The 25,142-nt window shown below is 71.8% G+C and carries 27 protein-coding genes; 20 read left to right on the top strand and 7 right to left on the bottom strand.

Annotated elements, in window-relative coordinates; genetic code table 11:
• The first annotated feature begins 26 nt into the window (after positions 1-26).
• From ACQEU6_RS36825 to ACQEU6_RS36835, 3 genes are read left to right on the top strand one after another with little or no spacing between them, the layout of a single operon-like run.
• Complete coding sequence (locus ACQEU6_RS36825; protein WP_499338260.1) at positions 27-500, top strand: AfsR/SARP family transcriptional regulator; 474 nt, start codon at positions 27-29, stop codon at positions 498-500.
• On the top strand, positions 497-700 hold the full coding sequence (locus tag ACQEU6_RS36830; protein ID WP_499338263.1) for a hypothetical protein: 204 nt from the start codon (positions 497-499) through the stop codon (positions 698-700). Before ACQEU6_RS36825 ends, ACQEU6_RS36830 begins: the two co-directional genes overlap by 4 nt.
• Positions 701-711: 11 nt before the next feature.
• On the top strand, positions 712-2,316 hold the full coding sequence (locus tag ACQEU6_RS36835) for an RNA polymerase sigma factor (protein WP_499338265.1): 1,605 nt from the start codon (positions 712-714) through the stop codon (positions 2,314-2,316).
• Between the two features lie 90 nt (positions 2,317-2,406).
• Here ACQEU6_RS36835 and ACQEU6_RS36840 read toward each other — a convergent pair whose 3' ends face one another.
• Complete coding sequence (locus tag ACQEU6_RS36840) at positions 2,407-2,838, bottom strand: hypothetical protein (protein ID WP_499338267.1); 432 nt, start codon at positions 2,836-2,838, stop codon at positions 2,407-2,409.
• 238 nt (positions 2,839-3,076) lie between these two features.
• Between ACQEU6_RS36840 and ACQEU6_RS36845 the strand changes: the two genes are divergently transcribed.
• The 14 genes from ACQEU6_RS36845 (at position 3,077) to ACQEU6_RS36910 (ending at position 15,674) form a co-directional block, all read left to right on the top strand.
• Complete coding sequence (locus ACQEU6_RS36845; RefSeq protein ID WP_499338269.1) at positions 3,077-4,213, top strand: DUF2207 domain-containing protein; 1,137 nt, start codon at positions 3,077-3,079, stop codon at positions 4,211-4,213.
• Positions 4,214-4,313: 100 nt separating this feature from the next.
• A complete protein-coding gene (locus ACQEU6_RS36850) occupies positions 4,314-5,474 on the top strand; it encodes an MraY family glycosyltransferase (RefSeq protein WP_499338270.1) in 1,161 nt (386 codons plus the stop codon).
• Positions 5,475-5,704: 230 nt separating this feature from the next.
• Positions 5,705-6,121, top strand: coding sequence for a Cg1360 family ATP-synthase-associated protein (locus ACQEU6_RS36855; protein ID WP_499338272.1), 417 nt, complete (start codon positions 5,705-5,707; stop codon positions 6,119-6,121).
• 87 nt (positions 6,122-6,208) lie between these two features.
• Complete coding sequence (locus ACQEU6_RS36860; RefSeq protein WP_499338274.1) at positions 6,209-6,433, top strand: AtpZ/AtpI family protein; 225 nt, start codon at positions 6,209-6,211, stop codon at positions 6,431-6,433.
• Positions 6,434-6,494: 61 nt separating this feature from the next.
• On the top strand, positions 6,495-7,286 hold the full coding sequence (atpB, locus tag ACQEU6_RS36865) for a F0F1 ATP synthase subunit A (protein ID WP_499338276.1): 792 nt from the start codon (positions 6,495-6,497) through the stop codon (positions 7,284-7,286).
• A 102-nt stretch (positions 7,287-7,388) separates the two neighbouring features.
• Entirely contained in the window at positions 7,389-7,619 is a 231-nt protein-coding gene (gene atpE, locus ACQEU6_RS36870; RefSeq protein WP_179846409.1) for an ATP synthase F0 subunit C, read from the top strand.
• A gap of 32 nt (positions 7,620-7,651) precedes the next feature.
• A complete protein-coding gene (locus tag ACQEU6_RS36875) occupies positions 7,652-8,209 on the top strand; it encodes a F0F1 ATP synthase subunit B (RefSeq protein ID WP_499338279.1) in 558 nt (185 codons plus the stop codon).
• Positions 8,206-9,027: a F0F1 ATP synthase subunit delta gene (locus tag ACQEU6_RS36880; RefSeq protein ID WP_499338280.1), complete on the top strand. Its 822-nt coding sequence runs from the start codon at positions 8,206-8,208 to the stop codon at positions 9,025-9,027. Before ACQEU6_RS36875 ends, ACQEU6_RS36880 begins: the two co-directional genes overlap by 4 nt.
• 41 nt (positions 9,028-9,068) lie before the next feature.
• Positions 9,069-10,703 (top strand): F0F1 ATP synthase subunit alpha, encoded by a 1,635-nt coding sequence (atpA, locus tag ACQEU6_RS36885; RefSeq protein WP_499338282.1) that lies wholly within the window; start codon positions 9,069-9,071, stop codon positions 10,701-10,703.
• A gap of 5 nt (positions 10,704-10,708) precedes the next feature.
• A complete protein-coding gene (locus ACQEU6_RS36890; RefSeq protein ID WP_499338284.1) occupies positions 10,709-11,605 on the top strand; it encodes a F0F1 ATP synthase subunit gamma in 897 nt (298 codons plus the stop codon).
• A gap of 7 nt (positions 11,606-11,612) precedes the next feature.
• On the top strand, positions 11,613-13,043 hold the full coding sequence (gene atpD / locus ACQEU6_RS36895; protein WP_499338285.1) for a F0F1 ATP synthase subunit beta: 1,431 nt from the start codon (positions 11,613-11,615) through the stop codon (positions 13,041-13,043).
• A 78-nt stretch (positions 13,044-13,121) separates the two neighbouring features.
• Positions 13,122-13,508: a F0F1 ATP synthase subunit epsilon gene (locus ACQEU6_RS36900; protein WP_499338287.1), complete on the top strand. Its 387-nt coding sequence runs from the start codon at positions 13,122-13,124 to the stop codon at positions 13,506-13,508.
• Between the two features lie 23 nt (positions 13,509-13,531).
• Positions 13,532-13,996: a DUF2550 domain-containing protein gene (locus ACQEU6_RS36905; protein ID WP_499338288.1), complete on the top strand. Its 465-nt coding sequence runs from the start codon at positions 13,532-13,534 to the stop codon at positions 13,994-13,996.
• 139 nt (positions 13,997-14,135) lie between these two features.
• Positions 14,136-15,674, top strand: coding sequence for a M28 family peptidase (locus ACQEU6_RS36910; protein ID WP_499340479.1), 1,539 nt, complete (start codon positions 14,136-14,138; stop codon positions 15,672-15,674).
• A gap of 28 nt (positions 15,675-15,702) precedes the next feature.
• On the opposite strand, the gene ACQEU6_RS36915 is transcribed toward ACQEU6_RS36910, so the two are convergent.
• The 3 genes from ACQEU6_RS36915 to ACQEU6_RS36925 all read right to left on the bottom strand — a co-directional run bounded on the left by ACQEU6_RS36915 (position 15,703) and on the right by ACQEU6_RS36925 (position 18,075).
• The gene (locus tag ACQEU6_RS36915) at positions 15,703-16,269 is read right to left on the bottom strand and encodes a DUF4913 domain-containing protein (protein ID WP_499338290.1); all 567 of its coding nucleotides are present in this window, start codon (positions 16,267-16,269) and stop codon (positions 15,703-15,705) included.
• A 132-nt stretch (positions 16,270-16,401) separates the two neighbouring features.
• Complete coding sequence (locus ACQEU6_RS36920) at positions 16,402-17,340, bottom strand: DUF4097 family beta strand repeat-containing protein (RefSeq protein ID WP_499338292.1); 939 nt, start codon at positions 17,338-17,340, stop codon at positions 16,402-16,404.
• Positions 17,341-17,460: 120 nt separating this feature from the next.
• On the bottom strand, positions 17,461-18,075 hold the full coding sequence (locus ACQEU6_RS36925; protein WP_499338294.1) for a cob(I)yrinic acid a,c-diamide adenosyltransferase: 615 nt from the start codon (positions 18,073-18,075) through the stop codon (positions 17,461-17,463).
• 70 nt (positions 18,076-18,145) lie between these two features.
• Between ACQEU6_RS36925 and ACQEU6_RS36930 the strand changes: the two genes are divergently transcribed.
• The 3 genes from ACQEU6_RS36930 to ACQEU6_RS36940 all read left to right on the top strand — a co-directional run bounded on the left by ACQEU6_RS36930 (position 18,146) and on the right by ACQEU6_RS36940 (position 21,705).
• A complete protein-coding gene (locus ACQEU6_RS36930; protein ID WP_499338295.1) occupies positions 18,146-19,738 on the top strand; it encodes a GMC family oxidoreductase in 1,593 nt (530 codons plus the stop codon).
• Between the two features lie 419 nt (positions 19,739-20,157).
• Positions 20,158-21,237 (top strand): DUF6745 domain-containing protein, encoded by a 1,080-nt coding sequence (locus ACQEU6_RS36935; RefSeq protein ID WP_499338297.1) that lies wholly within the window; start codon positions 20,158-20,160, stop codon positions 21,235-21,237.
• Between the two features lie 12 nt (positions 21,238-21,249).
• Positions 21,250-21,705, top strand: coding sequence for a DUF8820 family protein (locus ACQEU6_RS36940; RefSeq protein WP_499338298.1), 456 nt, complete (start codon positions 21,250-21,252; stop codon positions 21,703-21,705).
• A 6-nt stretch (positions 21,706-21,711) separates the two neighbouring features.
• On the opposite strand, the gene ACQEU6_RS36945 is transcribed toward ACQEU6_RS36940, so the two are convergent.
• The 3 genes from ACQEU6_RS36945 to ACQEU6_RS36955 form a co-directional block, all read right to left on the bottom strand.
• Positions 21,712-22,191, bottom strand: coding sequence for a GNAT family N-acetyltransferase (locus ACQEU6_RS36945; protein ID WP_499338299.1), 480 nt, complete (start codon positions 22,189-22,191; stop codon positions 21,712-21,714).
• An 18-nt stretch (positions 22,192-22,209) separates the two neighbouring features.
• On the bottom strand, positions 22,210-23,709 hold the full coding sequence (locus ACQEU6_RS36950) for an aldehyde dehydrogenase family protein (RefSeq protein ID WP_499338301.1): 1,500 nt from the start codon (positions 23,707-23,709) through the stop codon (positions 22,210-22,212).
• Between the two features lie 66 nt (positions 23,710-23,775).
• Entirely contained in the window at positions 23,776-25,134 is a 1,359-nt protein-coding gene (locus ACQEU6_RS36955) for a carotenoid oxygenase family protein (protein ID WP_499338303.1), read from the bottom strand.
• Between the last annotated feature and the right edge of the window lie 8 nt (positions 25,135-25,142).

Genomic DNA, 25,142 nt, shown 5'->3' on the forward strand with positions numbered 1-25,142 from the left:
CGGCGGGGGTCGTGCATCAACCGTGCATGCATGGTGATCGAAATGCTGTGGTCGGGGAGGACGCCGGGCTCGGGCTTCTCGGCCTCTTCCGGTGCCGGGTGGGCGGACGGGACGTCCGGCCGGCCCCCGCGCCGCGCCGTCTGATCGTCACGGTGGCGCTGGAGCCGGGCGGGCTGGGTCGCGAATCGCTGCAGGGGCGGCTGTGGCCGGACGCGGAGGCCGCCGAGCCGGCGAAGCGGCTGCGGCAGTCGCTGTGGCGCGTCCGGCGGGAGACCGGCGCGCGGCTGCTCGCCGTGACGCCGTCCCACGTGGCGCTCGCGGACGGCGTCGACGTCGACCTGCGCCGGGGCGAGCGGCTCGCGCGGCCGGGCGGCCGGGGGAGCGGTCACGGCCGCGGAGCCGGACGAGGTGGAGCTGCTCGGAGCGGAGCTGCTGCCCTGCCGGCCGGAGGAGGACGCGCGGGCGGGCGGCCGCGCACCTGGTGCGGGAGGACCAGGTGAGCGCGTGGCGCGTGTTCACGCGCTACCGGCGGCTGCTGGACGAGGAGATGGGCCTCCAGCCCAGCGCCGCGTTCCGGGGGCTCCTGGAGCGGTGCGGCCGGACGCCCGCGTCGCGACGGACGGCGGCTCTGGGCTCAACCGGCCGCCGAGCGGGCGGGTGGGCGGGTGGTTCGCGACGGTTCCGCGGGCGGCGCGGTTAAGATCACGCCCCGTGGTCGTCCCCCGGACCAGCGATCTCGTCGCGCTCTATGAGGAGCACCAGCTCCGCCTCGTGCGGATGGCGGTCCTGCTGGTCGGGGACGAGGCCACCGCCGAGGACGTCGTGCAGGACGTCTTCCTGCGCATGCAGGACAGGTCCCCCCGGCTGGAGGGCGAGGGGAAGCTGCTCGCCTACGTCCGCGCGGCGGTCCTGAACGGTTGCCGCATGGTCCTGCGCCGCCGCGGGATGATGCGGCGGCACACCGAGCCCCATGAGCCGCCGGTCCGGTCGGCCGAGTCGGCGGCGATGCTCGGGGAGGACCGCCGGGCGGTCATGCGGGCCCTCCGGCGGCTGCCGCGCCGCCTGCGCGAGGCCGTGGTGCTGCGCTACTACCTCGATCTGAGCGACGACGAGGTCTCCGCGGCCATGGGCATCCGGCCCGCGACGGTGCGGTCCACGATGGCCAGGGCGCTCGCCGCCCTGCGCGCCTCGGCGGCGAGCGTGGACGCGGACAAGCCGCGCCCCTTCCCCGAGCGGAGGTCCCCGGCGCGCCGCGGCGCCCTCTCACGGCGGTGGCTGGTCCCGGTCTGCGCCGTGCTGGCCGTCCTCGCCCTGGCGGCCGGGATCGTCGGCGTCCGCAAGACGATGGAGCCCGACCGGCGCCTTCTGAAGGTCCCCACGATGCCTCGCTTCTACTTCGCCAGCTATCTGGCCGGGGGCGGGGAGCCCTCCCGCGTCGAGGTCCGCGAATCCCGCTCCGGCCGCATCCTGGACGCGAAATCCGCGCCCGGCGGAACGAGTTTCCTCAGTCTCGCCGCGTCCGGCGACGGGCGGACGCTTTACGTTCTGAAGCGGGCGCGGGCGATGTGCGCGACGACGGCCGAGAAGATGTCGGTCAGCGATGCGGGGAGGATCGTCCAGAGCTCGGAGGTGGCCGGTTCGGCCGTTTCCGGAGAGCCTCCCGGGCAGGGCTCTCTCGCGGTGACCCCCGACGGGCGCGGGTTGGCCTACAGCGTGGTCTCGTGCGCCGATCCGCCCATCACGCGGATCGCCTCGGACGCGAGAATAACGATTCTGGATTTCGTGAGCGGGAAACGTCATGAATGGCGGGAACCGTCGGCGGCGCTCGCCGACCAGCTTTCCTGGACCGGGCGGGGCGATCGGCTCTTCTGCGTGCGTTCGCGGTACCGGGGGCCCGAGAAGACCGTCCAGGAACCGCGCTCCCTGCCGGTGGGCCGGGACGGAGCCCCGTCGGCCGCCGCGCCTCCCATCAGGGCCGTGACCTCGCCGAGGACGTTCGAGGGCGTCGCGGCGGGCGCGGACGGCCGCCGCGTCTTCGTGATCGAGGGTTCGGTGGGATCGGTCTCCGGGGACGGCGGTGAGACGACCGAGGCGGGGGCCGGGGCGCCGTTCACGGTCCTGGAGATATCGGCCGGAGACGGCCGCGTCCTGCGGTCGATCCGCGGTCGAGGCGCCTCCTTCGCGGGCGACCCGGCGATGAAGGCGGACGCGACCGGGCGGTACCCGGCGACGGGTCACGGATTGATCGATCTCGCAAAGCCCGGCGCGGTCTCGCGAATCAGGGTCGGCGAGGGTTTCTACGACCTGGACTGGTGAGCAGAAAGCGTCCCGGAAAGGGCCCGGAAAAGCGTGAAGGCCCCGCCGGGCCGGGCGGGGCCCGTGCTTCGTCAGGCCGGACGGGGGCGATCAGAAGATCTTCTTGCCCTTGCCGTAGAGGTACTTTCCGGTCTTCTTGTTCCGGCCGCACTCCTGCACCCACATGTGGCTGCCGTAGGAGGACTTCACGCTGATCTTGACCTTCGCCTTGCCGTCGAAGTTGTAGCGCGTGCCGTCCGGCTTCACACCGATGATCTTGAAGCGCGACCAGTACACCTTGGAGCCCTCGGTGAACTTGAAGCGCACGCAGGAGGTCCAGCCGTTGGTCTTGTCGTCGTAGAGGTAGCCCGTGACGGCGGTGCTGCCGCCGCTCCGCGTGTACGTGCCCTTGGCGAGCACGTGGCTGTAGGAGTTGTACGGCTGCCAGCTGCCGGTGGCGGCGGCTTCGGCGGGGACGCCGACGGCGGCCATGCCGGCCATCAGCGTTCCGGCGGTCAGGGCAACTGCAGCGATTCGCCGCATAGATCCCTCCGTGTTCGGATTGGGGGGTTTGCGAGCGACAAGCTAGCAGCCCCCTACCAGGGATTTTCGGGGGGGATCATCATCTGACCGGGGCAGGCCGGATCCGGCGATGCGCCGAACCGATCCGGCGCCGGAGGCGTCCAAGGCGGCCCCGGTCGTCCGCGCCCGCGGCAAAGGGCTTACCCGAGGGGGCGTATCGGGGGCGTTACAGCGACACGATCACGGCAACGGTGGAAGCATGCCCGACGTGCGTGGCCGTGTCCGGCGCCCCGCGACCATCGCGGGAGTGCTGCTGCTCCTCCTCGTGATCGGGCTGCCCGCCTGCGCCGGGCGGCCGGCGCGCGCCGCCGAGCCCGCGCCCGGGTCCGCGGCACCCGCCCCCGAGCCCGTGCCCGGGGCCGCCGAGCCCGCGCCCGGGGCCTCCGGGGTCGCGCCGCCACCCGAACCGGCCTACCGCGGCGAGAGCATCCCGGTCTACGACGTCGTCCTCACCATCGGCGCCGACGGCGTGCTGTACGTGCGGGAGACGATCACCTACGACTTCGACCAGGCGGGGGAGCACGGGATCGTCCGGAGCGTGCCGTTCCGCCGCGGCGACCGCCTCTACGAGGTGCGGGGCGTCAGCAGCAGCTCCTCCACCGGCGCCCCGGCCCGGGTCCGCACGACCCGGTTCCTGCGCGACCTTCGGATCAGCGTCGGCGACCGGCACCGCGAGGTCCGCGGCAGGCAGGCCTACGTGATCGAGTACGAGGTGCGCCGCGCGTTCACCCCGCGCGCCGACCACGACGACCTGCTGTGGGACGCGATCGGGACGGGCTGGGACGTCCCCATCGGGAACGCGGCGGTCCGGGTGCAGGCGCCGGTGCCGCTGCGCCACGCGACCTGCCGGGCGGGCGCGCCCGGCGCGACGACCCGGTGCCTGCGCGACCGCGACGGGCCGTACGCCATCGACTTCGTCCAGAACGCGCTCGCCCCGCACGAGGGGATGACGATCCGGGTCCGGCTGCCCAAGCACGCGATCGCCGTCCCGCCCCCGCGGTACGTCCCGCCGCGCTGGACGGGCCACTGGGCGGGCACCGCCGTGCTGGCCCTCGCGCTCGCCTCCCTGCCCCTGCTCGCGCGCCGCCCGGCGCCGCGGCGGGGGACCGGCGCCGCCCTGGCCGCCGCCGGGACGCTGCTCGTCGTCGCCGACGCGGGGGACGACGTCGCGGCGAGCGGCCCGTGGGCGTTCTCACTGGGCGACCGGTGCCTCGCCGGCCTCGCGTTCATGATCGTCGGGGCCGGGATCGTGTGCGTTCAGCGAGCCCGTAGTGCCCGATATGCGGCGGACGGCCGTCCGGGAGGACTACAGTTGGCCGGTCGCGACGTGAACTGATCGTCCCGGCGGATCGTCAACCAGAGGTGAACCCCGTCCCGGACGGGGCACGTAGGCATCGTCGATCGGTGGGTCAACCGGCGAGGGGAGGCGCAGGGGAGTGCGGGAGTACCTGCTCACGATCCTTGTCGCCGCTCTCGTCGCCTACCTGCTGACCCCTTCGGTGCGCAGGTTCGCCGTGTGGTTCGGCGCGCAGGCCGTCCCGCGCGAGCGCGACGTGCACGTGATCCCGACGCCCCGGCTGGGCGGGCTCGCGATGTTCGGCGGGATGGTGGCGGCGCTGGTGGTGGCGACCGGGCTGCCCGAGATGCGCAAGGTCCTCGGCGACGGCGGGATCAGCGTCAGCAAGGCGCTGCTGCTGTCGGGCGGGCTGATCGTGCTGATCGGGATCGCCGACGACCGCTGGGAGGTGGACGCGCTCACCAAGTTCGCCGGGCAGGTCGCGGCCGCCGGGATCTTCATCATGCAGGGCATCCAGATCTACGTGATCCCGCTGCCGACCGGCGACTCGCTGTCGCTGCCGCCCGCCTACGGGGTGCCGCTCACCGTCTTCGTCGTCGTCGCCACGATCAACGCGGTCAACTTCATCGACGGGCTGGACGGCCTCGCCGCCGGCGTCGTCGGGATCGCCGCGCTCGCGCTGTTCTCCTACGCCTACCTGCTGTCGAGGACGAACGGCCTCACCACGCTGACCGCCGCGACCCTCATCGCCGCGGTGCTGTTCGGCATGTGCGCGGGCTTCCTGCCGCACAACTTCAGCCCGGCCAAGATCTTCATGGGCGACACCGGCTCGATGCTGATCGGGCTCCTGCTCAGCGCCTCCACGATCATGCTGACCGGGCAGTTCGACCCGGCCGTCCTCGCCAACGGGCTGTTCCCGTTCTTCGTGCCGGTGCTGCTGATCCCGGCGGTGGCGGCGGTGCCCTTCATGGACATGCTGCTCGCGGTGTGGCGGCGCACCAACCAGGGCCGCTCGCCGTTCTCCCCGGACAAGCAGCACCTGCACCACCGGCTGCTGGAGCTCGGCCACTCCACCCGGCGCGCCGTGCTGATCATGTACTTCTGGGTCGGGCTGCTGGCCTCCGGGCTGGTCGGCCTCGCGCTGTTCGACGCCGCCTGGATCACCCTCGGCGTCACCCTGCTGGTGGCGGTCGCGGGCGTGCTGCTGATGCTCCGCATCCCCGGTCGCCGCAGGTCCTCCCGCGCCAAGGACCCGGGCGCCGGCGAGCAGCCCGCCGAGCAGCCCTCGATACCCGTCTGACCTGCGGCGGGACGGGTCCGGGCGGACACGGCGCCGATCGCCTCGCCGACCCCGAACGTGCGTGGGCACAGGGCGGGCTCGGCTACAGTCCCTCGTGCGGGCGTTGCGCGCGGTAGTCCCCCGCGCGCGCCGGATCGCATTACCTCTAGGGTAATTGTGGACATTCCGGACGCTTGTGATACCTTTCACGAACAACAGACGACCACTGAACGTGACCAGCCGGAGCCTTCATGCATACCTCCGACGCCCGGATGCTCCGCGGCGCCGCGATCCCGACGTCCGTCGTCGGGGTGGGTGCCGTCGTGATCGGCCTGCTGGCCGCCGGCGCCAAGGGCGCCCTGGCGGCGGCGCTGGCCTCCGTCGTGGTGATCGCCTTCTTCTCGGTCAGCGCGCTGGCGGTCTCCTGGGCCGCCAAGTACTCGTCCCAGACCATGATGCTGGCGGCCCTCGCCAGCTACGCGGTGAAGATCCTCGCGGTGATGGTCCTGGTCACGGTCATCGACGGTGTGTCGATCTTCGATACCCGGGTCTTCGGCTGGACGGTCATCGGGCTCGCGCTGCTCTGGATCGGAGCCGAGTTCCGGGTCGTCCTCCAGCAGAGGCCCTACATTGACGAACCTGAGAACGTGCTGGACCGGAGTCCGTGATGATGCGCTCGCGGACGGTGCCGGCCCCCATGACGGACTACTCCAATATGACCACCGCGGGCATGGCCTGCTATCGTCCGGAGCGCGATGAGCGAGCAGAAACGCCGGCCGGAGGACGGCCAGCGGGAATTCGCCGACGCCGCATGGTCCGCGCCCAGCTATCTCCTCTCCGGGATGCTCATCTGGGGCGGTCTCGGGTGGCTGCTGTCCAAATGGACGCACCAGGCCTGGCTGGTCCCGGTCGGCCTGGTCGTCGGCATCGTGCTCGCCGTCTACCTGATCTACGTGAAGTTCGGTCGCGACTCCTCCTGAGCGGCCCCGCCGCCGAGGAAGCCTTCGTGAAATATCACCACATTGATGAAGGGAACGCCGCGTGAACGCGCTGACGGTCCTCGCCTCCGGCGGAGATGAGTTCCAGGCCCCCGGCCCAGAGCTGTTCGACTTCCCGCCCCTGTTCGCCGGCGGCCCCGCTTGGCTCACCAAGCCCGTCGTCTTCGCGGTCGTCGGGTCGCTGGTGGTCTGCGTCTTCTTCTGGAGCGCCTTCGCCAAGCCGAAGCTCGTGCCGCGGGGCGTGCAGAACCTCGGCGAGGTCGGCTACATGTTCGTGCGGGACGAGATCGCCCGCCCGTTCCTCGGCAAGAACACCGACCGGTGGATGCCGATGCTGATGTCGATGTTCTTCCTGATCTGGATATGGAACATCTTCGCGGTCGTTCCGATCATCCAGTTCCCGATCGCCTCGCACATCGCGTTCCCGATCGTCCTGGCGCTCTTCGTCTACATCGTCAAGATCTACCTCGGTCTGCGGCACCAGGGGATCCGGTACTTCTCGAACATGATCCCCAGCGGCCTGCCGCTGCCGGTCTACTTCCTGCTGGTGCCGATCGAGTACCTCTCGACCTTCATCCTGGCCCCGTTCACCCACGCGGTCCGGCTCTTCGCCAACATGTTCGCGGGCCACACCATCCTGGCGTTCTTCAGCCTCGTCGGCTTCTGGTTCCTGTTCGAGAAGCCCACGGTCGCCGGGTTCGGCGTCGGCATCGTCGGCGTGCTCGTCACCATCGCGATGACGGCGCTGGAGCTGTTGATCCAGTTCCTGCAGGCGTTCCTGTTCACCATGCTGGCCGCCATGTACATCCAGAGCGGCCTGGAAGCCGACCACTAGGACCGCGGGGCACGCGACGCCCCCGGCTCCGCGGCCCCTCCGGACAACCTCGTAAGCCCAGACCGGCGGAGCTTCCGCCGGCCGACAGAAAAGGGAAAGAACATGGGAGACCTCGCTGCCCTCAGCGGTAACGTCACCTCGATCGGTTACGGCCTCGCGGCGATCGGCCCGGGCATCGGCGTCGGCATCATCTTCGGCCAGGGCGTGAACGCCATCGCCCGCCAGCCCGAGCTGACCGGTGTCATCCGCACCAACATGCTGCTGGGCTTCGTGCTTACCGAGGCGCTCGCCCTGATCGGCCTGGTGGCGCCGTTCATCTTCAAGAACATCTGAGAGCCGTCCGAACCTGAGGAAGGGCTGCAGACATGATCACAGCAGCTTCCGTCCTGGCGGCGGAGGAGAACAACCCTCTCATTCCGCACCCGTTCGAGCTGGTCGTCGGCATCTTCTCGTTCCTGGTCGTGCTGATCGTCCTCGGCAAGATCCTCACCCCGCGCATCCAGAAGACGCTGGAGGAGCGGACCGAGGCGATCGAGGGCGGCCTCATCCGGGCCGAGGAGGCGCAGAAGGAAGCCCAGCAGGTCCTTGAGCAGTACAAGGCCCAGCAGAAGGCGGCCGCGGTCGAGGCGTCGAACGAGCGGCGCAAGGCCGAGGAGCAGGGTGCGCAGATCATCGCCCAGGCCAAGGAGCAGGCCCAGGTCGAGGCGCGCCGCATCGTCGAGAACGCCAAGGCGCAGATCGAGGCCGAGCGGCAGCAGGCGCTGCAGTCGCTGCGCGCCGAGATCGGGGCCATGTCGGTCGACCTCGCCGGACGCGTCGTGGGCGAGTCCCTTGAGGACAGCGCGCGGCAGAGCCGGGTCGTCGACCGGTTCCTCGAGGAGCTCGAGGAACGCGCTCGCACCCAGGAGCAGATCACATCATGACCATCACGGGAGCGGTGAGCAGGGCGTCGCTGGCCGAGGCCAGGGAGCGGCTGGAGGCCGTGATTCCCTCCGCCGACCTGGCGCGGCTCGGCGGCGACCTGTTCGCGGTGCTGCACCTGATCGACCGCGAGCACGGCCTGCGGCGGGCGGTCTCCGACCCGGCGCGCGACGGTGCCGAGAAGGCGCAGCTCGTCCAGATCCTGCTGGAGGGCAAGGTGTCGCCGGCCGCTCTCGGGCTGGTCGCCGACGTCGTCCGGCTGCGCTGGTCGACGCCGTCGGAGCTGTCGGACGCGGTGGAGATCCTCGCGGTCACCGCCGAGTCCGCCCGCGCCGAGGCCGACGGCAGGATCGACGACCTGGAGGACGAGCTGTTCCGGTTCTCCCGGGTCGTCGAGGGGGAGCCGGACCTGCGCGGCGCCCTGGCCAACCCCGCGCTGCCGGACGACAACAAGCTCGGCCTGGTCAACGCGCTGGTGGACGGCAAGGTCACCGACGCGACGCTGGCGCTCGTCACCGAACTGGTGCTGCGCCCGCGAGGACGTAGCCTGGAAAGCGGGCTCGCCGACTACGGCAAGCTCGTAGCCCAGCGACGGCAGCGCCTGGTCGCCCTGGTCCGCACGTCGGCCCCGCTGTCGGCGGCGCAGCGGACGCGGCTCGCCGCGGTGCTCGCCGCCGCCTACGGCCACGAGGTACATCTGAACATCGAGCTCGACCCCACCGCGATCGGCGGCCTGTCGGTCCAGATCGGGGACGAGATCATCGACGGCACGATCGCCGGACGGCTGGACGACGTCCGCCGGCGGCTCGGCACCGGCTGACCCGCCGGCTAGCTGACCCCATAGGGAGCAAGAGAGGAATCATGGCGGAGCTGACGATCCGTCCGGATGAGATCCGGAACGCGCTGGAGCGCTTCGTCCAGTCGTACGAGCCCGAGGCCGCCGCGCGCGAAGAGGTCGGCACCGTCGTCGATTCGGGCGACGGTATCGCCCACGTCGAGGGCCTGCCCTCCGCGATGGCGAACGAACTCCTTGAGTTCGAGGACGGTACCCGTGGCCTGGCTCTGAACCTGGACGTACGCGAGATCGGCGCCGTTGTCCTGGGTGACTTCAGCAAGATCGAAGAGGGCCAGAAGGTCCGCCGGACCGGCGAGGTCCTCTCGGTCCCCGTCGGCGACGGCTTCCTTGGCCGCGTCGTGGACGCGCTGGGCAACCCACTGGACGGGCAGGGCCCGATCGAGACGACCGAGCGCCGCGCGCTCGAACTGCAGGCCCCCACGGTCGTGCAGCGGCAGTCGGTGAGCGAGCCGCTCCAGACCGGCATCAAGGCCATCGACGCGATGACGCCGATCGGCCGCGGTCAGCGGCAGCTGATCATCGGTGACCGCCAGACCGGCAAGACGACGGTCTGCGTGGACACCATCATCAACCAGAAGGAGAACTGGGAGTCCGGCGACGACAAGAAGCAGGTCCGCTGCATCTACGTCGCGATCGGGCAGAAGGGCTCCACGATCGCCAACGTCCGCCGCTCCCTGGAGGAGGCCGGCGCGCTGGAGTACACCACGATCGTGGCCGCTCCCGCGTCCGACCCGGCGGGCTACAAGTACATCGCCCCCTACACCGGGTCCGCGATCGGCCAGCACTGGATGTACCAGGGCAAGCACGTCCTGATCATCTTCGACGACCTGTCGAAGCAGGCCGAGGCCTACCGCGCGGTGTCGCTGCTGCTGCGCCGCCCGCCGGGCCGCGAGGCCTACCCCGGTGACGTGTTCTACCTGCACTCGCGCCTGCTGGAGCGCTGCGCGAAGCTGTCGGACGACATGGGCGCCGGCTCGATGACGGGTCTGCCGATCATCGAGACCAAGGGCAGCGACGTGTCGGCCTACATCCCGACGAACGTCATCTCGATCACCGACGGGCAGTGCTTCCTGGAGACGGACCTGTTCAACCAGGGCGTCCGTCCGGCGATCAACGTCGGCATCTCGGTCTCCCGGGTCGGCGGCGACGCGCAGATCAAGGTGATGAAGACCGTCGCCGGCACGCTGCGCCTGGCGCTGTCGCAGTTCCGCGACCTGGAGGCGTTCGCCGCCTTCGCGTCCGACCTGGACGCCGCGTCGCGCGCGCAGCTGGAGCGCGGCGCCCGGCTGGTCGAGCTGCTGAAGCAGCCGCAGGGCAACCCGTTCCCGGTCGAGCAGGAGGTCGTGTCCGTGTGGGCGGGCACCTCCGGTGAGCTGGACGACGTCCCGGTGGCCGACATCCGCCGCTTCGAGCGCGAGTTCCTCGACTACGTCGAGCGGGAGGAGGGCGGCGTGCTGACCTCCATCCGCGAGACCGGCAAGCTGTCCGACGACGGCTTCACCAGCCTCAAGAACGCCATCACGGAGTTCAAGAAGGGCTTCCAGACCAGCGAGGGCGAGCTGCTCGCCGAGGAGCCGGTCGAGGCGATCGACGACGAGGACGTCAAGCAGGAGACGATCACCCGCGTCAAGAAGGGCTGACGGCGATGGCCGCACAGCTTCGTCAACTCCGGCAGAAGATCAAGACGGTCAAGTCGACCGCCAAGATCACTCGTGCCCAGGAGATGATCGCCACGTCGCGGATCGTCAAGGCCCAGCAGGCGGTGGCGGCCTCCAAGCCGTACGCCGACCAGATCACGCAGGCCCTGACCGCGCTGGTGAGCCATCACGTCGGGATCGACCACCCGCTGCTGGAGGAGCAGCCGGCCGACAACCGCAGCGCCGTGCTGATCATCACGAGCGACCGCGGGTTCTGCGGGGCCTACAACGCCAACGTCCTCCGCGAGGCCGAGTCGTTGATCAAGGCGCTGCGGGACGAGGGCCGCGAGCCGGTCCCCTATGTCATCGGGAACAAGGGCATCACCTGGTACCGGTTCCGGGGGCGCGACGTCGCCGAGTCCTGGCGCGGGTTCAGCGACCGCCCGAACTTCGCGGACGCCGAGGGGATCGGGCGGCGGCTGGCCGAGGACTTCCTCAAGACCGACGCCGAGGGCGGGGTCGGGGAGATCCACGTGGTCTACACCGAGTTCGTCTCGATGCTGACCCAGACCGTCCGGGTCACCCGGCTGATGCCGCTGGAGATCGAGGAGGCCGAGTCCTCCAAGGTCCCGCCGGCGTACGAGTTCGAGCCGTCCGCCCAGGCCGCGCTCGACCTGCTCCTGCCGAACTACATCGAGAGCCGCATCTTCCACATGCTGCTGCAGTCGGCGGCGTCCTTCCAGGCGTCGGTCCGGCGGGCCATGAAGTCGGCGACCGACAATGCCAACGAACTGATCGGGGTCTACACGCGCCAGATGAACCAGGCGCGGCAGGCGGCGATCACCCAGGAAATCAGCGAGATCGTCGGTGGCGCTGACGCGCTCGCCGATTCTGGCGGGGAGTGAGAAGGGTATGACTGCTCAGGTAGAGACGGCGACCGCGACCGGGCGCGTCGCGCGCGTGATCGGCCCGGTCGTCGACGTGGAGTTCCCCGCCGACGCCATCCCGGAGATCTACAACGCCCTCAACGCGCAGGTCACCCTGGGCGGCGAGGCGAAGACCCTGACGTTCGAGGTCGCCCAGCACCTCGGCGACAACATGGTCAGGGCGATCTCGATGCAGCCGACGGACGGCCTCGTCCGCGGCGCTCCGGTGACCGACTCGGGCCGGTCGATCGCGGTGCCGGTCGGCGACATCACCAAGGGCCACGTGTGGAACGCCCTCGGCGAAGCGCTGGACGTCCCGACCGCCTCGCTGGAGATCAACGAGCGCTGGGGCATCCACCGCAGCGCTCCGCCGTTCGACCAGCTGGAGTCCAAGACCGAGATGCTGGAGACCGGCATCAAGGTCATCGACCTGCTGTGCCCGTACGTCAAGGGCGGCAAGATCGGCCTGTTCGGCGGCGCGGGTGTGGGCAAGACCGTCCTCATCCAGGAGATGATCCGCCGCGTCGCCCGCAACTTCGGCGGCACCTCGGTGTTCGCCGGCGTGGGCGAGCGCACCCGTGAGGGCAACGACCTCTGGGTGGAGATGGACGAGGCGGACGTCCTCAAGGACACCGCGATGGTGTTCGGCCAGATGGACGAGCCGCCGGGGACCCGGCTGCGGGTGGCGCTGTCAGCGCTGACGATGGCGGAGTACTTCCGCGACGTGCAGAACCAGGACGTGCTGCTGTTCATCGACAACATCTTCCGGTTCACGCAGGCCGGCTCGGAGGTGTCCACGCTGCTCGGGCGCATGCCGTCCGCGGTGGGGTACCAGCCGACGCTGGCCGACGAGATGGGCGTGCTCCAGGAGCGGATCACCTCGACGCGCGGTAACTCGATCACCTCGATGCAGGCGATCTACGTGCCCGCCGACGACATCACCGACCCGGCGCCGCACACCACGTTCGCGCACCTGGACGCCACCACGACGCTGTCGCGAGGCATCTCCGAGAAGGGCATCTTCCCGGCGGTGGACCCGCTCGACTCCACCTCGCGGATCATGGACCCGCAGATCCTGGGGAACGAGCACTACGAGGTCGCCCAGGAAGTGATCCGGATCCTGCAGAAGTACAAGGAGCTGCAGGACATCATCGCGATCCTCGGCATCGACGAGCTCTCCGAGGAGGACAAGGTCACCGTCCAGCGGGCGCGGCGCATCGAGCGCTTCCTGTCGCACCCGATGTACGTGGCCGAGCAGTTCACCGGCCAGCCCGGTGAGACGGTGCCGAAGGACGAGACGATCTCCTCGTTCAAGGCCATCGCGGAGGGCAAGTACGACCACCTCCCCGAGCAGGCGTTCTTCATGTGCGGTGGCATCGAGGATGTCGAGAAGAAGGCCAAGGAGCTGGAGAAGTAGTCCGCTCCGGCGGGCCGCGCCCGGGCCCAGCGCCCGGGGCGGCCCGCCGGATCCGCTCCAGTAGTCGGAGGGAAAGACGTGGCAACCCTGAAGGTCGGGCTGGTCTCGCCGGAGCGCGAGGTCTGGTCCGGCGAGGCCAAGATGGTGGTCGCCCAGACCATCGAGGGCTCTCTCGGCATCCTGCCGGGGCACGCCCCGGTGCTGGGCGTGCTCCTCGACGGCAGCGTGGTGAAGATCGAGCCCGCGGACGGCGGTGCGCCGGTCCTGGCGGCGGTCGGCAGCGGGTTCTTCTCCGTCGCCGGCGACGAGGTGTCGGTGCTGGCCGAGCAGGTCGAGCGGGACGAGGAGATCGACGTCGACGACGCCAAGCGGGCGCTCGACGCGGCCCTGTCCGCCGAGGGCGAGGACGCGACGCCGGAGCGGCGCGCCAGGGCGCGGCTGCGCGCGGCGGGCGTCGAGGCCTAGGTTTCGGGCGGACGGCGGGGGACTTGGGCGAGCACCTGGCACTGGACGTCGGCGGGGTGCTCGCCGCGCTCGTCCTCGCGGCGGCGCTGCTGTTCGTCTCCATGGCGGTGCGCCGCTGGCTGTTCACGCGCGGCGGCGGCACCGTGGAGTGCAGCCTGCGCGAACTCCCCCGGGAGGGCGGAGCCCCCGGAGTGTGGAGGCTCGGCATCGGCCGCTACAAGGGCGATGTCCTGCACTGGCACCGCGTGTTCGGTTTCCGCAGACGGCCCCGGCAGGTGATCCACCGCCGGGGCCTCGTCGTGTCCAACCGGCGCCCCCCGGACCGGGAGGAGGCCGAGGGCCTGCTGCCGGACGTGAGCGTCATCGAGGTCAGGAGCGGCGACCTGACGGTGGAACTGGCGATGGGCGCGGCGGCCCTGACCGGGTTCCTGGCGTGGCTGGAGGCGGCCCCGCCCGGCTTCCCGGTGGACCTGCACTCTCCCGAATGAGGGCGGGCCGGGCATGGGCCGGTAAGACCCCGGTATCGAAACGGCCTACCGGTGCCGCCGCTGCTTGAGGCGGCCGGGGGCGCGGGGTGATGATCGCGCTGGTCCGCTCCCTACTCCGCCCGCTGGAGTGCACGTGCGCATGCTCCTCACCGGCCGCAGGCATCCCGTCGCCCGCCGGCTCCTCTTCGGCGCGGCCGTGGCGCTGCCCGCCGCCTTCCTGCCCGCCGCTCTGCCGATGGCCGGGGCCGCGCCCGCCCGTCCGGATCTGGCGGCGCTGGTCACGTCGAAGGACATCAGGCCGCACCTGGCCGCGTTCCAGGAGATCGCCGACTACAACGGCGGCAACCGCGCGGCGGGGAAGCCCGGCTACGACGTGTCCGTGCGGTACGTCACCGCACGGTTGAAGAAGGCCGGTTTCTCGCCGAAGGTGCAGAAGTTCACCTACCCGTACTGGCAGGAGCGGTCGCAGGCGAGGTTCGCGCGGACGGCGCCGTCCAAGGCGTCCTACAAGCGGGAGGCCGACTTCCTGACGTTCGCGTACTCCGGCTCCGGTGATGTGACGGCGCCGGCGGAGGCGGTGGACGTCCCGGCCAAGGGCGAGGGGACGAGCGGCTGCGAGGCCGCCGACTTCAAGGGCTTCACGAAGGGCTCGATCGCGCTCGTCCAGCGGGGGACCTGCACGTTCGCGCAGAAGGCCGCCCGGGCCCGGGCGGCGGGCGCGCCCGCCGTGGTGATCTTCAACAGGCCGGGGGAGAAGGGGCCGGTGAACGGGACGCTGTCCAGGCCGGCCGCGATCCCGGTCGTCGGGCCGACGCACGCGGTGGGCGCCGCGCTGGTGAAGGCCGCGCGGAAGGGGGGCCTGAAGCTGCGGGTGCGGACCGACACCGTGCACGGACGGCGGACGTCGACCAACGTCATCGCCGACACCCGCCAGGGGCGGGCCGACAACGTCGTGGTCGTCGGAGCGCATCTGGACAGCGTCCCGGCCGGTCCGGGGATCAACGACAACGGCACCGGCGCCGCGACCCTGCTCGCCATCGCCGCCAAGATCAAGGAGCTCGGCCGGGACGGCCTGCGCAACCGGGTGCGTTTCGCCTGGTGGGGGGCCGAAGAGGAGGGCACGCAGGGCTCGGAGCAGTACCTGCGGTCGCTGCCCGCGGCCCAGCGCGAGCGGATCGCGCTGAACCTGAACTTCGACATGCTCGGTTCGCCGAACGGCACCCGGGGCGTCTACGACGGCGACCACTCGACCGGCGCGGGCACGCGGGCGCCCGCCGGGTCGGGCGCGATCGAGAGGATGTTCCGGCAGTACTTCACGGGCCGGCGCCTGCCGACGACCGAGAGCCGGTTCAACGGGCGCTCCGACTACGGGCCGTTCATCGAGCGCGGCATCCCGGCGGGCGGCATGGACACCGGCGCCGAGGGAGTGAAGACCGCCGCGGAGGCCAAGGTGTTCGGCGGCCGGGCGGGCAAGGCGTACGACCCGTGCTACCACGCCAGATGCGACCGCATGAAGAACGTGAACCTCAAGATGCTCGACAGCAACGCCGACGGTGTCGCGCACGTCCTGCAGCACCTTGCCCGGACGACGGTCGCGGTGAACGGCGGCGCTCGCCGCGCACCGGGGCTGGACCCGTCCTACGACCCGCTGTGGCAGGGCCCGTACCTGCTCCGCTAGCGGCGGGCTCCGCGCGGCCGGTGCGGCGTCATGCCAGAGGGGGGCCGAAGTCTTCGACCGGGGTGGCCGGGCCGGGGTCGTGGGCGGGCCGCCCGGGATCGACCATGCACCCCGCGAAGGGGCCGTCGGGGGCGCGCAGGCGCGCGAGCGCGGGGTCGAGATGGTCGCGGTGCCACACGCTGGGGCCGGTGTGCCCGCATCCCGGCGAGTCGGTGAGCGCCTGCCAGGCCATCCAGAGGGCGTGGAGGCGGGCGAGTGCCTCAGGATGATCCCACCAGCGCGTGCACCACGGCCGGAGCGGGCTGACCCGGTGGACGTAGACGGGGACCAGGAGGACGTTGACCCAGGTGGCCATGGCCTCCAGTTCGAGGGTGTGCTCCGGGCCGTCCAGATACAGCAGGAAGGTCGGCACGAGCGGGCGCTCGTCGTCCGGCCGGCCGGCGGTCTCGTCGGTGTCGATGGACGGGGACGAGACGATCCGGTCGCGAAGCCCCTTGATGACCTCCGCGTGCCGGGCGAGGCCATGGCCGTGGATCTCGACGACCGCGCGCAGGTCGGCGAGATCCTCGGCGAGGCCGTCGGATGAGTCGGTCATGTTGAGTCTCCATCGCGCTACCGGCTGCGAGCACCATGGAAGACCGTCCGGAGAGCTCGGGGCGGGTCAAGCCGGGCGTGACCGGTGGTCCGATGTGACGGTGATGTCCTGTTTATGCATGACCGGGATGCCCTAGTTGGGGGTGACTGTGATGGTGCCGTCGCCGCTGCGGAGATCGATGCGCCGCGGGGACCGGGAGTCCTGGCGGACGGCCGGGTCGATCCGCCTGCTCCCCTCGGCGGACAGGGCGATGGCGTAGCCCTCTCCGGCGGGGAGGGCCAGCCGGATCGAGCCGCTGCCGGCGGTGGCCCGGACGTTCGCGGGCGCCGAGTCGAGCCGCATCGTGATGCCGCCGTCGTCGGTCCGAGCGGTGATCCGGTCGGCGGCGAGCCCGTCCAGGCGGATCGAGCCGCTGCCGGCGCCGAGGTCGGCGACGGCGACGCGCCCGCTCACCTGGACGCGGCCGTCGGACGCGCGGACCTTCAGCCGGTCGGCGGTGAGGCCGTCGGCGGTGACCGCGCCGCTGTCGCTGTGCAGGTCGGCGGTGCCCGCCCGGCCCGTCACGTGCACCGATCCGTCGTCGGAGCTGATCGACACGGTCGTCGCCCGCAGGTCCGTCGCCCTGACCGCGCCGCTGCGGCTGCGCAGCCGCACCGCCCCGGCGAGGCCGGACGCCTCGATCGCCCCGTCCTCGCTGTCGATCTGCACGGGCATGCCGCGCGGAACCTGGACGCGGTAGGAGACACCGCACGCCCCGAACCCCATCGCGTTCCTGCCGCACGAGGACGACAGCGCCAGCGTGCGGCCCTCGGAGACGTGCCGCGCCTTCGGCCTGTTCTTGTCGTTGGACCAGCGCAGCCGCTCGGTGACCCTGATGCCGGGGGAGTCGGACGCGATGACCTCGACCCGGCCCCGGTGCGCCGTGATCTTCAGGCCGGTGGTGCCCGCGGGCGCCGTGTAGGAGCGCTCCTGCTGGTGGCGGCCGACGCTCACGTTGCCGCAGCCGGCCAGCGCCGCCGCCGTCGCCGCCGCCGCGGCCGCGGCCGTGGCCGTGGCTGTCAGGGTCCTCACGTGGTCTCTCCCCGTCGTCGGCGTGCGCCCGTCCAGGCCAAGCCTGCTCCAGGCGCCGCGGCGCCACCAGGAGGGGAGCCGGTCAACCGGGGGTGGGGTTAGCCCCACCCCGGCGGCGTCTCAGCGCTCCCCGCCGGGCTTCCAGAGGACGTCGCCGTGCTCGGCGTTGGCGACGCGGCAGAGGATGAACAGCAGGTCCGACAGCCGGTTGAGGTACGCGGCCGTCAGCGGGTTCACGCTCCCCCCGGGCGTGGCCCCGGCGTCGCCGTGGGCCTCGATCGCGGCCCACGCGGACCGCTCGGCGCGGCGGGTCACCGTCCGCGCGACGTGCAGGAGCGCGGCGCCGGGCGCCCCGCCGGGGAGGATGAAGCTGCGCAGCGCCGGGAGGTCGGCGTTGTGCTCGTCGCAGGCCTCCTCCAGCCGCTCGATGTAGGACGCCTCGACGCGCAGCGGAGGGTACTGCGGGTCGGGGACGACGGGCGCGCACAGGTCGGCGCCCACGTCGAACAGGTCGTTCTGGACGCGGGTCAGCAGCGAGACCAGGGCCTCGGGCAGGGACCCGAGCGCGAGCGCCGCGCCGATCGCGGCGTTGGCCTCCTCCACGTCGGCGTACGCGGCGAGGCGCGGATCGGTCTTGGACGTGCGGGACGCGTCGCCGAGGGCCGTGGTGCCGTCGTCCCCGGTGCGGGTGTAGATCCGGGAGAGCACGACGGGATTGTCCCTGTTCTTCGCCATGGTGGCAGCCTAGCCCTGCCGCCGGCAGAAGCCCGTTCGGTAGGGTTTCGGAAAGACCCCGGAGGCCGCCGTGTACGACTACATCATCGTGGGAGCCGGCAGCGCGGGCTGCGTCCTGGCCGCCCGACTGACCGAGGACCCCTCCGTGAAGGTCCTGCTGCTGGAGGCGGGCCCGCCCGACGACGCCCCCGAGATCCACATCCCGATCGGCATGCCCGCGCTGAGCAAGGGGCCGTTCGACTGGGACTACGCGACCGTCCCGCAGGAGCACGCGGCCGGGCGCAGCGTGTACTGGCCGCGCGGGCGCACGCTCGGCGGCAGCTCGTCCATCAACGCGATGATCTACATCCGCGGGGCCCGGTACGACTACGACACCTGGCGCGACTCCTACGGCTGCACCGGCTGGGGCTACGAGGACCTGCTGCCCTACTTCGTCCGCGCCGAGGACCAGCAGCGCGGCGCGCTGCCCTACCACGGCGTCGGCGGCCCGCTGCGCGTCGAGGACCCGCGCTACCGGCACCCCCTGACCCGCGCGTGGGTGCAGTCGGCCAAGGCGTACGGCCTCGCCGCCAACCCCGACTTCAACGGCGCCGACCAGGACGGCGTCGGCTTCTACCAGGTCACCCACAAGCGCGGCCGCCGCTGGTCGGCCGCCGCCGGCTACCTGCACCCGATCGAGCGCCGCCCGAACCTGACGGTCGTCACCGACGCCCTCGCCACCCGCGTCGTGATCGAGGACGGCCGCGCCACCGGCGTGCGCTACGAGGCGCGCGGCGAGACGATGTCGGCCCGCGCCGCGGCCGAGGTGATCCTGTCCGGCGGCGCGGTGAACAGCCCGCAGCTCCTCATGCTCTCGGGGGTCGGCCCCGCCGACCACCTGCGCTCCCTCGGCATCGACGTCCTCGTCGACTCCCCGGTGGGGCAGCGCCTCCAGGACCACCCGTTCGTGAACGTCATGTTCGCCACCCCCCGCACCAAGCCCATCTGGGAACTGGCGAACGCCCGCACCTTCGCCCTCTACCAGACCCTGGCGCGCGGCCCCTTCGCCTCGAACGTCGCCGAGGCCGGCGGGTTCGCCCGCACGGTGGAGGGCCTGCCCGCCCCCGACCTGCAGTACCACGTCCTGCCGACGCCCTTCGTCAACCAGGGCCTGACCGAGCTGTCCGAACGCCTCCTGTCGATCATGGTCACCGCCGTGGCGATCGCGAGCCGCGGCGCGCTCACCCTCCGCTCCGCCAGCCCCCACGCCAAGCCGCTGATCGACCCCGCCTACCTCGCCGACAAGGCCGACCTGGACATCCTGGTCGCCGGCGTCCGGCAGGCCCGGGAGATCGCCTCCACCGGGCCGCTGGCATCGCTGGTCGGCGGCGAGTGGGCCCCCGGCGAGCAGGTCGACTCCGACGCGGCCGTCGTCGACTTCGTCCGCCGCGAGGTCGCGACGCTGTTCCACCCCACCAGCACCTGCGCGATGGGCGCGGACGACTCCGTGTGCGACACCGAGCTGCGCGTCCGCGGCGTCGAGGACCTGCGCGTGGTGGACGCCTCGGTCATGCCGGCCGTCCCGCGGGGCAACACCAACGCGCCGACCATCGCGATCGCCGAACGCGCCGCCGACCTGATCCTGGGCCGCACCCCGCTCGCGCCCGCGGGCGCCCCGAAATGAGGAACGCCCCCGTCGGAGACGACGGGGGCGTGGCCGCTGGGACGCAGGCTGCGGGGTTCACCGCTTGAGCGCCTTCGCGATACGGGCGCGCCGGCTGTTCTTCCCCTCCGCCCGCAGCACTCGTACCCGGTCCTCGATGACGACCTTCATGAACTCCTGGCTGAACATCTGTTTCTCCTTGTCCCTGCCGGGCCCCCTTGGCCCGACATGTACAAGGTTCGCCCTAAGGCCCCACCCCCAACATCGGGACGACGCCTTATCTAGGCATGCCTAGACCGCCTTAGGCGCCCCGGTCCCGCCGGCAGGACCGCCCTAGGACGCTCAGCCGTGTTTCCGAGTCTCGGGTGTGGACAGGTGGGGGCGTGGTGTGCCACCATCCAGAACATGATCAATGAAAGGGGCGCCGCCGCCCTCCTCCGGTGAGCGTCGACGCGCAGCGCGAAGCTGCCGCCGTCCGCGCGGAGTGGCTCGGGCATCTGCTCTCCACCGCGCCCGCCGACCGTCCGGCCGCCGAGGCCGCCGTATCCGAGCTGTACCGGCTGATCGGTCTCGATCCACCCCGTTTCCACTGGGTGCCGTCGCCGCTGGCCGCCCTGGAGACCGTCCCGCCCGGTGTGCGGCCGCGCCCGTCCGAGAGCGCGGCCCGGCTCTCCGACTGGCCTCTGCCCACCCGTTTCCGCAGGCTGATCAGCGGATTGTCCGTGGAGTTGGACAACCGGGTCGCGCTGGGTGATCCATCGCTGGGCCCGATGCTGTGGCGTTCGGTCCGGACGCCGATCGCCACCTCGGCCCAGAGCACGATCCGCGTCGCGCTCCGGTCGGCGCGCGAGGCGTTGGACAGGGGCGCCGCCTGGCACGGGGCCCTGTGCGCCTCCTGGAGCGCCCACTACGACGCGGTCCGCCGCACGTCCGGTGTGGTCTTCACGCCCGAACAGGACCGGCTGATCGACCTGTGGGCGACGCCGGCCCGGTCCTGCGGCTGGTGGTGGCCGCGCGAGGACGTCTGCGTCCTCTCCGAACGCCCCGTCGAGATCCACACGGAGGTCTGGGGCGACGAGGGCGAGGTGCGCCTCCACCGGCGGGACGGTCCCGCGCTCCGGTACGCCGACGGCTGGGACGCGCACGCCTGGCACGGCACCAGGGTGCCGGCCTGGGCGGTGGAGGATCCGAGCGTCGAGCGGATCGCGGCGGAGGCCAACGTCGAGGTCCGGCGGTGCGCGGTCGAGAACATCGGCTGGGGCGAGTACGTCGACCGGGCCGGGCTGCGGCTCGTGGCCGTCGCGCCGGATCCCGGCAACCCCGGCTCGGAGCTGCGGCTCTACGACCTGCGCGACCAGGCGAGGGTGCTGCTCGCCGTCAACGGCTCCGTCGAGCGCGACGGGAGCCGCCGCCGGTACGGGCTGGCCGTCCCCGGCGTCTTCGACGACCCGCTGGCCGCCGCCGGATGGACCTACGGGCTGTCCGCCGAGCAGTACTCACGACTCGTCCGCCGAACCTGAAGGGTGATCTCCATGACCGTGATTCCCGAGACCGTGACCCTCGCCTCCCTCTCCGAGCGTACGGGGCTCGCCGTCCTCGACCATCTCGACCGGTCGGTGAGCGTTCCCGTCGTCGACGGGATCCAGGCGCAGGGCGACCTGATCGTCGTCCCGACGTCCGAGATACCGTCACTGTCCGTCTCGCCGAGCGCCACGTGGACGGACGTGCCGCCCGAGGGCGTCGAACTGCTCCGGGGCGCGGCGGGCGGCAACCCGCACACGCTCGTCGCCGACCCCGGCGCCTGCCGCTGGACGCGAGGCGTGTCGGAGCCCGGCGGCCTGGCCATCGGCGTCTTCGAGGCGTCCGCGACCGTCTACCTGCTGCATCCCGAGCACGGAGCCTCCGGCTGCGCGCCGGGCCGCTACGCCGTCCGCCGCCAGCGTGAGTACGCCCGCGGCGGCTGGGGCTCCCGCCTCGTGGCCGACTAGCGGCGCTCAGGCGGTCTCGACGAAGCCCAGGCGTTCGTAGAGGCGGCGGGCGCGGCGGTTGCGGCGGGTCACCGCCAGGGTGAGGGTGTCGTGGCCCTGCGCCGCCAGGGCGTGCATGACGGCCTGGACGAGGCCCTGGCCCAGGCCTCGTCCGGCGTGGGCCGGTGCCGTGAAGAGGAACGCGAGCAGGGGAAGGTCCTTGTAGACGGTGACGAGGGCCCCTCCCACCGGGCGGCCCTCATGGTCGGCCACGAACGACGCCTCCGGGAGGAACGAGCCGTACTCGCCGGCCATGGTGAGGCGGATCTCGCGGACGGCGCCCTGGACGTCCCCCACGTCGGCCTCGTCGGGGGTTCCGCGGTAGGCGTCCCACATCAGGGCGGCCACCGCGGGCACGTCGGCGCCGGTGAACGGCCGGAAACCGGGCGGCGGCGGAGGCGGCGCCCCCAGGGCGACCTCCAGACGGCTCCGCACCGGGGCGTTCATGCTGCCGAGTCCGCCCGGTCAGCGCTTGTAGCGGCGGCCGTGGATCATGTTGATCATGCCGAGGACGCGCGCCATCTCCTTCTCGGTGCGGGCGAACGTGGTGAGGTTCAGGGTCGCGAACCGCTGGCGGGTGATGGCCTTCGGGCGGGCGAACTCGCGCAGGCCGTCCGCGCCGTGGATGCGGCCGAAGCCGGACTCGCCGACCCCGCCGAACGGCAGGGCCGCGACCTGGGCGAAGGCGGCGAAGGCGTTGATGGACGTCATGCCCGACCGCATCCGGCGGGCGACGTCCATCGCGCGGGACCGGTCGCCCGAGAAGATCGTCCCGGCGAGGCCGTAGCTGGTCCGGTTTGCCTTCTCGACCGCCTCGTCCATGTCCTTCACGCGGTGGACGGTGATCGTGGGGCCGAACGTCTCCTCGCACACGGCGGAGGAGTCGTCCGGGACGTTCGTCAGCACGACCGGCTCGACGTAGGGCTTGCGGACGGACTCGGCGCCGCCGACGACCGCCTTGCCGCCCCTGTCCAGCGCGTCCTTGATGTGGCGCTCGATGACGTCGAGCTGCGAGGGCATCGTGATGGGGCCGTAGGCCGCCTCGCGGTCGAACCCGGGGCGCAGGTCGCGGGCCTTCTCGGTCAGCTTCCCGAGGAACTTGTCGTAGGCCTCGTCCACCACGTAGATCCGCTCGACGCCGATGCAGGTCTGGCCCGCGTTCGACATGGCGCCCCACAGCGCGGCGTCGGCGGCGGCGTCGAGGTCGGCGTCGGCGTCGACGATGCAGGCGTCCTTGCCGCCGCACTCGGCGACGATCGGGGTCAGGTTCTCGGCGCACGCCGCCATCACGCGCTTGGCGGTGCGGGCCGAGCCGGTGAAGGCGATCTTGTCGACGTGGGGGGACGAGGCGAGCGCCGCGCCCGTCTCGCCGAGGCCGATGACCGTCTGCAGGACCGGGTGCTCGGGGATCACGGCGGCGAACAGTTCGGCGAGGAGCACGCCGACGCCCGGCGTGTACTCGGACGGCTTGAACACCACGGCGTTGCCGGCGGCGAGCGCGTAGGCGATCGAGCCCATCGGGGTGAAGATCGGGTAGTTCCACGGCCCGATGACCCCGACGACGCCGAGCGACTGGTACTCCAGGACGCAGCGCTGGTTGATCGCCATGAGCCCGGGGTAGACGTTGCGCGGCCCGAGGACCTTCTGCGCGTTGCGCGCCGCCCAGTCCAGGTGGGTGATCGCCATGATCGTCTCAAGCTGGGCGTCCTGGACGGGCTTGCCGGTCTCCTGGTGGATGAGCTCGGCCATCCGGTTCAGGTTGCGGGCGAGCGAGCCCTTGACGTTCAGCAGCCGGAGCCGGCGCTCCTTCCAGCCGAGGGCGCGCCACCAGCCGGCCGCCTCGCGGGCGCGCTCGACCGCCGCGGCCACGGCGGCGCCGTCCTGGACGGGGTGCTCGGCGACGACCTCGCCGGTGGCCGGGTTCAGCGACGCGAACGTCTCGGTGTTCTCCGTGGCCACGGACATGGGGAACCTCCCGGGAGGGGCCTGGTAAGTGACCGCTTGCACAGCGGTACCGGCTAGTAAACCACCCTATGTGCCGGTGCGGTCGTCGGGGATCCAGCTTCCGTGGAATCCGGCCGGGACGCGGCGCGGCAGCCGGACGCTCGCGGCGGGCGACAGGTCCGCCGCGTCCAGCACCAGCAGCTCCGACGCCGAGCCGCGGGTGACGATCGACAGCAGCCAGCCCTCGTCCTCCGCGCGGGCGCCCTCTGCCGGGACGAAGACCGCCTCGCCGACGTGCGCGTCCTCGCCGAGCCCGTGCGCGGACGCCCCCTGCCCGCGCAGGTCGTACTTCACGATCGATTCGCCGCCCACGGTGTAGAGGTAGCGGTGCTCCCTGCCGGTGCGGGTGTCGTCGTGCGTGGGGAACTCGACGCCGCGGTCGTCGAGCGGCTCCTCGGTCGCGCGGCCGGTCGCGGGGTCGAGGACCCAGCGGTGCAGGTGCGCCTCCTGCGAGCGCGCCGCCCCGGTGACGGGGTCGACGGTTCCGCCGATGTCCTCCCAGAGGGTCACGAAGTTCTCGGGACGGTAGCGCGCCCCGTCCACCACGATCCGTCCGGCGGCGTCCTCGTGGGCGTTGCCGACGTGGAAGACGTAGCAGGGGTCGATGTCGTACCAGGTGACGCCGCCCGCGCCGTCCCGGCGCATCACGCCGAGCCGCGCGCCGTAGGCGTCGTCCCAGACGTACGGCATGCCGGTCGATCCGGACAGCGCCAGATCGACGTCGAACACCACCGGCAGGTCGAGCCACACGACGTGGTTCTCCGTGATCGCGAAGTCGTGCATCATCGTCGGGCCCGGCACCGCGACCTCGCGGCTCTCGGCCAGCGTCCCGTCCGGCGCCAGCCGGTGGTAGGTGAGATAGGGCTCGAACGCGCCGTACCCGAAGAACAGCAGGTCGCCGGTGACCGGGTCCTCCTTCGCGTGCGCGGTCATGGCGCTGGTGAGGCGCCCGCCGAAGTCGCAGGCCCCGACGGTCTCCAGCTCGGGCGTCACCTCGTAGGGGAACCCGGCCTCCACCAGCGCCCAGATCCTGCCCGCGTGCGGGACGACGTGGGTGTTGGCCTGCACCGAGCGGCGGTCGAAGGTGAGGTCGTCGCGGACGAACGGCGTCCCGTTGAGGTAGGCGTCGGTCCGCACCCACCGGTTGCGGTACCACTCGGCGCGGCCGTCCCTCAGCCGGATGCCGTGGATCATCCCGTGGCCGGTGAACCAGTGCCCGCTCGGCTCGCCGGGCTTGGGGTTCGGGCCGTTGCGCAGGTAGCGGCCCGTCAGTTCGGGCGGCAGCACGCCGGTGACCTCCAGGTCACGGGCGTCGGTCTCGTCGGGGACGGGGGCCAGGTGACCGTCCAGCCAGGTGGCGGGGCGCTCGGTGGTGTTCTCACCCATCTCGGTGC

Origin of the sequence: Spirillospora sp. CA-108201 (genome assembly GCF_050936235.1) — a bacterium.
Taxonomy (GTDB): Bacteria; Actinomycetota; Actinomycetes; order Streptosporangiales; family Streptosporangiaceae; genus Spirillospora.